We start from the raw sequence: 7,660 nt of genomic DNA on the forward strand, positions 1-7,660 counted from the left end.
CCCAAGTAGGGGGCGAAGACGGCGTCGAGGATGTCGCACACCGTCATGTCCTGGAAGATGCGGCTGTCCTGGTTCAACGCCAGGAAGGCGGTCCACGGTTCGATGGTCAGCGCGTAGCGGGCGAAGCCGCCGTTCGCCTCGGTCATTTCCACCGCCGTGATGTGGCCGTGGAAGGGGCGCCGGGCGGCGCCGGCGGCGCTGGTGAGCAGGTCGACGCGGGCGGGCTGGCCGATCAGCGATTTCAGGGGGATGCGGGCGTCGCTGGACAGCGCCGCGACCTTGAGGGAGTAGCCCTGGCTCAGGCCTTCCTCGCCGCGTAGGCATTCGAGCAGTAATTTGTCGGGGCCGAGCGGTGTCGTCAGTTGCAGCAGGCGGGTGCTTTGCGTGAAGCCGCCAAGCAAGGCTTGCAGGCTGGATGACTGTGGCATTTGGCACTACTCCCGTGTGGCGCACTTTGAGATGAAAATAAAGCAATATTCTTCACATGGCATTAAGCATCAGAAATGCTGCTGGCACAAGGGAGATTCGTTCGAGACAGCCTTGACCGATATCAATATGGGGAGGTTCAGTCCCAGCGGCGCGTCCGGTACAGCTCGGCGGCGAAGTCGACGAAGGCCCGTACCTTCGGCGACAGGTGGCGGTTCTGCGGATACAGGGCGTACAGTTCGCGCGGCGCGATGGCGTAAGTGGGGCAGCACCCGCACCAGCTCGCCGCGCGCCAGTTCGTCGCGGACGATGAATGCCGCGGCGGCCGCGATGCCCAGCCCGCTGACGCGATGCCGGTGTTGGCCTGCAGATTGCCCTGTACGCTGACGTGGTGGGCCGCGCCGTCCGGCCCGGTAAAGTCCCAATCGCGCGGTTGCGCCGCCAGGGTGTAGCTCAGGCAGTTGTGCGCCAACAGCTCTTGCGGCGTGCGCGGCGCGCCGTGCCGCTCAAGGTAGGCTGGCGCCGCCACCAGCGCCACGCCGCTGCTGGCCAGGCGGCGCGCGATCAGCGTCGAGTCGGGTAGCTTGCTCGCCAGCCGCAGGGCGACGTCGAAGCCGCCCTCGATCAGGTCGACGATGCGGTCGTTGCACACCAGGTCGATGCGCAGTTCGGGGTAACGGGCGAGGAATGGCGGCAGCCAGGCCGCCAGTTCCAGCGCGCCGAAGGCCATCGGCGCGTTGACGCGCAGGCTGCCGGCGGGGCGCGCCTGCTGCTCGGCGGCGGCGCGGTCGGCGGGGCCTTGAGCGGTCCACGCACTCCTTCGACTTGTGGCTTCATGTCGCGCGCCAGGTACTGCAATTCCAGCTGCAACCACCAGTGGGGCGTCGACATGAACGTCAGCAGTTCGACACAGGGTCGGCTCGGCGTTGCGTGGACGTTTTCTGATTATTGGTTTGTACTCCATTGCCAAATCGTTTGGCCGTAAGCGGAGTCGGCGAAGATCGACATGATATCGCCTTGCTTAAAATGATTGCGGCTGTACAGTTTGGCCGGTGTTTCCCAGAAACCGGTTTTAGGGCAGGGCTGTCCGCCTTCGATGCGGCTGGTTACAACTAATGCTTCTGTCTCCTGACTTGTATAGCGGCCTTCTGCTCTTAATTTCCGAGCATAGTTCACTAGGTCTTTCGGATAAACTAAATGGTCGATTTCGCTGTCGTCCAAGTCGAGTAGAAAGACCGTCGCACCCGCTTCGAATGCCCAGTAACCATAATAACCAGAATAGCCTTCTTCGTTAACCTTCAGATGCTCGTCGTACCAACGCGGATGATCTTTCATGGCCGGATACCATTGCTTCAGGTACTTCTTGACCAGGTCGAGCGTGGCTTTTTCATCCCCTTCATAGAACGCTTGTAAGAGGACGTCGTAGGGCTTGCCGAGGACACAGGTTTCGAGCGCTTGCTCATCCTCGACATACCCACCAATTAATTGCTCGAACAGACCGTCTTGGCTGCGATGGCTGCGTAGCATGTGGATGATGCGCTTGATCGAACGCCGATCGCGGAGCAATATGGCAATGCTGAGCAGTTGCAGAGTATCCTCGTAGTCGGAAAGAATTGGAAAATCCGGTGCCCCCGCGTATTTGTATGGACCAAATTCTGGAAACTTAAGCGCGGCTTCCTGTTGATAAAACTGATCGACTTTATTCCACGTCTCGAACGCATCCACGATGCCCGACATGCGCGGAGCTAGCTCATCAATCGGTACGCCCGCAGTGTAGTCGAGCATCCAGATCCAAAACATTTCCAAATATAAAAAATGATGAACTGAAGAATTTTCCTGCGTTGAATCAGCGATTTTTTTGTTAGCAAGTTCAACGTCAATTATCGCAAGTTGATTTGCACGTGTTTTATTGTATAACTCTTCGTAGAGGAATTGCTGTCGACGCCGGTCATGAAATGGCAAATTTTCCATGCCTAGGTACCTTTTTTCTTGGGGGGAATTGGTTTATTCCGTTTACTTGGCGACCTTGAGCGAGTAGCCCTGGCTCAGGCCTTCCTCGCCGCGCAGGCATTCGACCAGTAATTTGTCGGGGCCGAGCGGTGTCGTCAGTTGCAGCAGGCGGGTGCTTTGCGTGAAGGCGCCAAGCAAGGCTTGCAGGCTGGAGGACAGCGGCGTGGAATTGGACGATTGCGGCATCTGGCAATACTCCCGCGGTGCCGCAGGGCGCACACCTGAATGTAATTTGAATAATATTTATTGTTTAGCATTACACCTCAGAAAGGGAGCTTGCACAAGCGTGATTCGATTGAGACGGCAACTAGTTTGCTTATGGCCAACTAGTCCAGCGGGTCAAAACCAGCGGCGCAAGCCCGGGGGCGCACCGCGCGGGTCCGGCCCCGGCTCTTTGCCGTGGGCGCGGATGAATTTGGCGGCGCGCGCGCAGGCCATGCGCAGCCAGCGCCGCCAGCGCGGCGTCGCCCGCCGCTTCAATGGCCGAGTGCTTTGCTGACGGCGGCCTGGCCGTCGGCGCCGTCGTAGGTGGTGACGCCGACCAGCCATTTTTGCAGTACCGCCGGGTTTTTCTTCAGCCATTCGCGCGCCGCCGCGACCGGGTTGGTCTTGTCGAGGATCGTCACCATCACCTGGTTTTCCATCTCCGTGTTGAATTCGAGGTTGCCGATCAGCTTGGCCGCGTTGGGGCAGCGCGCCTGGTAGTCGGTGGCGACGGCGGTGTAGACCTTGGCTTCGCCGAAGTTGGGGCCGAACACCGTGTCGCCGCCCTCCAGGTAGGCCATCTTGGTCTGCACGTTCATCGGATGCGGCTCCCAGCCGAGGAAGACGATCCATTTTTTCAGCCGCGCCGAGCGTTGCACCTCGGCCAGCATGCCGGCCTCGCTCGACTCGACCATTTTGAAGCCCTTCAGGCCGAACTCATTCTTGTCGATCATGCGCTGGATCAGCGCGTTGCCGTCGTTGCCCGGTTCGATGCCGTAGATTTTGCCGTCGAGTTCCTTGTGGTATTTGGCGATGTCGGCGAAGGTCTTGATGCCGCCCTCGGAGGCCATGCTGTTCACGCCCAGCGTGTATTTGGCGCCGACCAGGTTGGGCCGCTCCAGCACCTTGATCTGGCCGGCCTTCAGGAACGGCGCGATGATCGGCGTCATCGACGGGTTCCAGTAGCCGAGGAAGGCGTCGATCTGCTTGTTCTTGATGCCGGAGAAGGCGATCGGCACCGACGCCAGGGTCGTCGTCGGCCGGTAGCCGAGACCTTCCATGACCACGGTGGCGATGCCGGTGGTGGCGGCGATGTCGCTCCAGCCAACGTCGGCGAAACGCACGGTGCGGCAGCTGGCCGGCTCGGTCGCGGCGGCCGGCAGCGCGGTCAGGACGAGGGCGGCGGAACCCAGCGTGGCGAGTGATTTCGGCATTCTCATGAACTTCTCCAAATGATGGTGGCGGCTTCGGTGGCGCGCTGGGTGGCGCGCCGGTGACTCAGCTACAGGATGGGCCGCTTGACGATGTCGGACTTGCATTGCGGCGACGCGCAGTTGTGGTTTTTCGCCGCCGCGCAGGGCGGCGGATTTTGGGCCAACGTCGTCGGGTTGCCCACGCGTGTAACGGGGGCGGGCTAACCCGACCCACGCAAGTATTTCAGGCGGCGCTTCGCACGGCGGCGGGCGGCGGCGCCGGCGGCAGCGAGTGGTCCTGGTGGCGTTCGCGGCTGGGCGCGTAGCCGAACAGCGAGCGGTACGATTTGCAGAAGTGCGACGACGACTGGAAGCCGCAAGCCACCGTCACCTCCATCACCGACATGTTGGTCTGCAGCAGGAATTCGCGGCCGCGCCGCAGCCGCAGGTTCAGGTAGTGCTGCGCCGGCGTGATGTTCAGGTAGCGCTTGAACAGCCGTTCCAGCTGGCGCAGCGACAGGCCGACCTGTTCGGCCAGCACGTCGAGCGCGAACGGCTCCTCGATGTTCATTTCCATGAAGACGGCGGCGTCGAGCAGCGCCTCGTGGCCGAAGCCGACCCGCGACAGCAGCGGGATGTGCTGCTGGTCCTTCTGGTCGCGGATGCGCTCGACGCTGAATTGCTCGGAGACGTCGGAGGCCAGGCTTTTGCCGCCCTTCAGGCGAATCAGGTTGAGCATCAGGTCGAGCGGCGCGGTGCCGCCGGTACAGGTGAACATGCTGCGGTCGATGACGAACAGGTCCGAGGAGAACAGGATGGCCGGGAATTCCTCGCGGATCGAGGCCAGGTTCTCCCAGTGGATGGCGCAGCGGTAGCCGTTCAGCAGGCCGGCCTTGGCCAGTGCGAAGGTGCCGGTGCACAGGCCGCCGAGCGGGGTGCCGCGGCCGGCGTACACGCGCAGCAGCTTGACGACGTCGTTGGTGACGGCTTCGCGCACATGGGTGCCGCCGCAGACGAACAGGATGTCGCAGGGCGGCGCCTCGTCGGCCCGGTACATCGGCGACAGCGATAGGCCGTTGCTGGCCGCGCCCGAGGCCGGGCCGGTCGAGTCGGTCGAGTCGGCCGAGTCCGCATTGATGACAAACCAGCTGTACAGGTTTTTCCTGCTCAGGTAATTGGCCATGCGCAGCGGTTCCAGCGCGTTGGCAAAGGCAATCATTGAAAAATTATTCAAAACCAGAAAACCGACGCGCGAGATCGCTGAAATTTCTTGGGGAGACATGGCAATTCCTGTAGTGATCGGGCCGCCCGCGCGGCCCGGGGGGCTGGCGTGGTCAGGTTTGTTGCGGCGCGTTGCCGCCGCCGAAGCTTTCGGTGATACGGTCTAAAATGATGGCCAGCAGCACCACGCTCAGGCCGCTCTCGAAACCGAGCCCGACGTCGAGGCGCTGGATGCTCGCCAGCACGTCGTTGCCGAGGCCGCCTGCACCGACCATCGAGGCGATGATCACCATCGACAGCGCCATCATGATGGTTTGGTTGACGCCCGTCATAATGGCCGGCAGGGCGATGGGCAATTGTACTTTAAACAGTAGTTGCCAGGCGTTGGAACCGAAGGCGCAGCCGGCCTCGACCTGCTCCTTGTTGACTTGCCGGATGCCCAGGCTGGTCAGGCGCACCGCCGGCGGCATCGCGAAGATCACGGTGGCCAGGATGCCCGGCACGCGGCCCAGGCCGAACAGCATCGCCGCCGGGATCAGGTAGACGAAGGCCGGCATGGTTTGCATGAAGTCGAGCACCGGCCGGGTCAGGGCGTTGACGCGGTTCGATTTGGCGCTCCAGATGCCCAGCGGCACCCCCAGCGCCAGGCTGATGACGGTGGCCGACAAGGTCAGCCCGAGGGTGACGACGGTTTGCGGCCAGAAGCCGATGCCGACGATCAGCAGCAGCGAGGCGGCGACAAACACGCCGAAGCGCCACGACAGGCGCCACATGCCGACGCCGACGAACAGCGCGATCATCAGCCAGGCCGGCAGCGCCTGCAGCCCCTGTTCGATCAGCTCGGCGAAGCGGTTGATGCCCTGGCCGATGGCGTCGAAGCCGCTGCTGTTGGTGTCGAGCAGGTGGTTGATGAACTGGTTGACCCATTTGCCGATGGGCAGGAAGTCGCGCGGGTGGTCGAGGAATCGGTGCAGGAAATCAGGCATGGTTGGCTCCCAGGGAGATTTTGCGCAGGGCGCTGGCGGCCGTGATGACGCCGAGGTAGGCGCCGCCGCTGTCGAGCACGGCCAGCGGGGCCGGGTGCTTCATCAGTTGCGGCAGGATGTCGCGCAGACAGGTGGTTTCGGAGACGGCCGCGTGTTCCGGCAGCACCGCCTGGTGCGGGTCGTTGCAGGCGGCCAGCACGTCGGCGTTGATCAGGCCTATCCATTTGCGGTCCTGGTTGACGAAGGCCAGCCACGGCTGCCACGCCACCTGCCCGCCGCGGGCCTGGCCCTTGGTCAGCACCGGGATGCCGGCGCTGTCCATCAAATCGGCCGCCACCAGGTAGCGCGAGGTGTCGACGCTCTTGAAGAAGGCGCGCACGTAGTCGTCGGCCGGGTTTTCGATGATTTCCTGCGGCGTGCCGACCTGCACCAGGCGGCCGCCCTCCATGATGGCGATGCGGTTGCCGATGCGCAGCGCCTCCTCCAGGTCGTGCGAGACGAAGATGATGGTGCGGCGCTGTTCGCTTTGCAGGTTCAGCAGCAGCCCCTGCATTTCCTTGCGCTTTAACGGGTCCAGCGCCGAGAAGGCCTCGTCCATCAGCATCAGCGAGGGGTTCACCGCCAGCGCCCGCGCCAGCCCGACGCGCTGCTGCATGCCGCCCGACAACTGGTGCGGGTATTTTTTCGCGTACGGCCCCAGTCCCACCTGTTCCAGCACCTTGCCGGCGCGCGCCTCGCGCTCGGCGCGCCGCACGCCGGCGATTTCCAGGCCGAAGGCGGTGTTGTCGAGCACGTTACGGTGGGGCATCAGCGCGAACGACTGGAACACCATGCTCATGTCGCTGCGGCGCAGTTGCAGCAACTGGCGCGACGTCAGCTTGGCGACGTCCTGGCCGTCGACGAAGATCTTGCCGTCGGACGGGTCGACCAGGCGGTTGATCAAGCGGATCAAGGTCGACTTGCCCGAACCGGACAAACCCATCAGGACGAAGATCTCGCCCTCCTTGACCGTGAACGAGACGTCGTTGACGCCGACTACCTTGCCGGTCTGCGCAAAAACCGTTTCTTTTTTGACGCCCTGTTTCAGCAGCGCCAGGGCGTCGCCCGGACGGGGATCAAAAATCTTGTACAAGTTTTCTATTACAACCTTGCCGCTTGGCATATTGCTGCCCTCCTCAGGGTGATCCATATCTTGGCGAATAGCTTCTCGATAGCTAACTAATATAAATGTTTAGTAACAAAACCGTAATGGAAGGGCGACATAAATCATCCTGAAAGCGACATGTGGTCAAAACGCGACATCTACCGCCCGTGTGCGGCGCCGGCGCATGTCGTTTGCAGAGCGCTTTCGGTCGCAATTGAGCGGCAGCGAAGCGCGCCGCTGGACGCAGAATTGGTGGCTGGTAAACAAATACCGTTTCCGCCCGCACCCACCCAGGAGGATATCCAATGAAGAAGAACAGAGCCGGCATGTTCGGCACGGCGCTGCTGCTGACGGGCCTGATGGCCGGCGGCGGGGGGGGGGGGGGGGGAAAGGGAGGAAAGGAGAAAAAGAAAGGAGAAAAGCAGAAACAAAAACGCATAAAACCATACAAAGGGCATGCGGTGACAAGGGCGAAG

At 62.2% G+C, this 7,660-nt stretch carries 7 protein-coding genes and 1 pseudogene; all 8 read right to left on the reverse strand.

What is annotated here, in order from left to right; translation table 11 throughout:
• A partial coding sequence (locus tag ACFDR9_RS26130) for a contractile injection system protein, VgrG/Pvc8 family (RefSeq protein WP_409032861.1) occupies positions 1–428 on the reverse strand: 428 nt, incomplete at its 3' end.
• Between the two features lie 137 nt (positions 429–565).
• On the reverse strand, positions 566–1,300 hold the full coding sequence (locus ACFDR9_RS26135) for a substrate binding domain-containing protein (protein WP_409032862.1): 735 nt from the start codon (positions 1,298–1,300) through the stop codon (positions 566–568).
• Positions 1,301–1,371: 71 nt separating this feature from the next.
• Positions 1,372–2,397 carry a PoNe immunity protein domain-containing protein gene (locus tag ACFDR9_RS26140; protein WP_409032863.1) on the reverse strand — a complete coding sequence of 342 codons (1,026 nt, stop codon included), beginning with the start codon at positions 2,395–2,397 and terminating at the stop codon, positions 1,372–1,374.
• Between the two features lie 42 nt (positions 2,398–2,439).
• The gene (locus tag ACFDR9_RS26145; protein ID WP_409032864.1) at positions 2,440–2,622 is read right to left on the reverse strand and encodes a hypothetical protein; all 183 of its coding nucleotides are present in this window, start codon (positions 2,620–2,622) and stop codon (positions 2,440–2,442) included.
• Between the two features lie 290 nt (positions 2,623–2,912).
• A complete protein-coding gene (locus ACFDR9_RS26150) occupies positions 2,913–3,854 on the reverse strand; it encodes a choline ABC transporter substrate-binding protein (protein ID WP_017876393.1) in 942 nt (313 codons plus the stop codon).
• 223 nt (positions 3,855–4,077) lie between these two features.
• Positions 4,078–5,052: a GlxA family transcriptional regulator gene (locus ACFDR9_RS26155; RefSeq protein ID WP_409032865.1), complete on the reverse strand. Its 975-nt coding sequence runs from the start codon at positions 5,050–5,052 to the stop codon at positions 4,078–4,080.
• A gap of 142 nt (positions 5,053–5,194) precedes the next feature.
• Positions 5,195–6,040 (reverse strand): annotated as a pseudogene (locus ACFDR9_RS26160) (ABC transporter permease); the annotation flags it as partial.
• Complete coding sequence (locus tag ACFDR9_RS26165) at positions 6,033–7,202, reverse strand: glycine betaine/L-proline ABC transporter ATP-binding protein (protein ID WP_026132809.1); 1,170 nt, start codon at positions 7,200–7,202, stop codon at positions 6,033–6,035. The pseudogene ACFDR9_RS26160 and the gene ACFDR9_RS26165, both read right to left, overlap by 8 nt.
• Positions 7,203–7,660: the final 458 nt, after the last annotated feature.

It is taken from the genome of Janthinobacterium sp. CG_23.3 (genome assembly GCF_046115965.1).
In the GTDB taxonomy this organism is placed as follows: Bacteria; Pseudomonadota; Gammaproteobacteria; order Burkholderiales; family Burkholderiaceae_D; genus Janthinobacterium.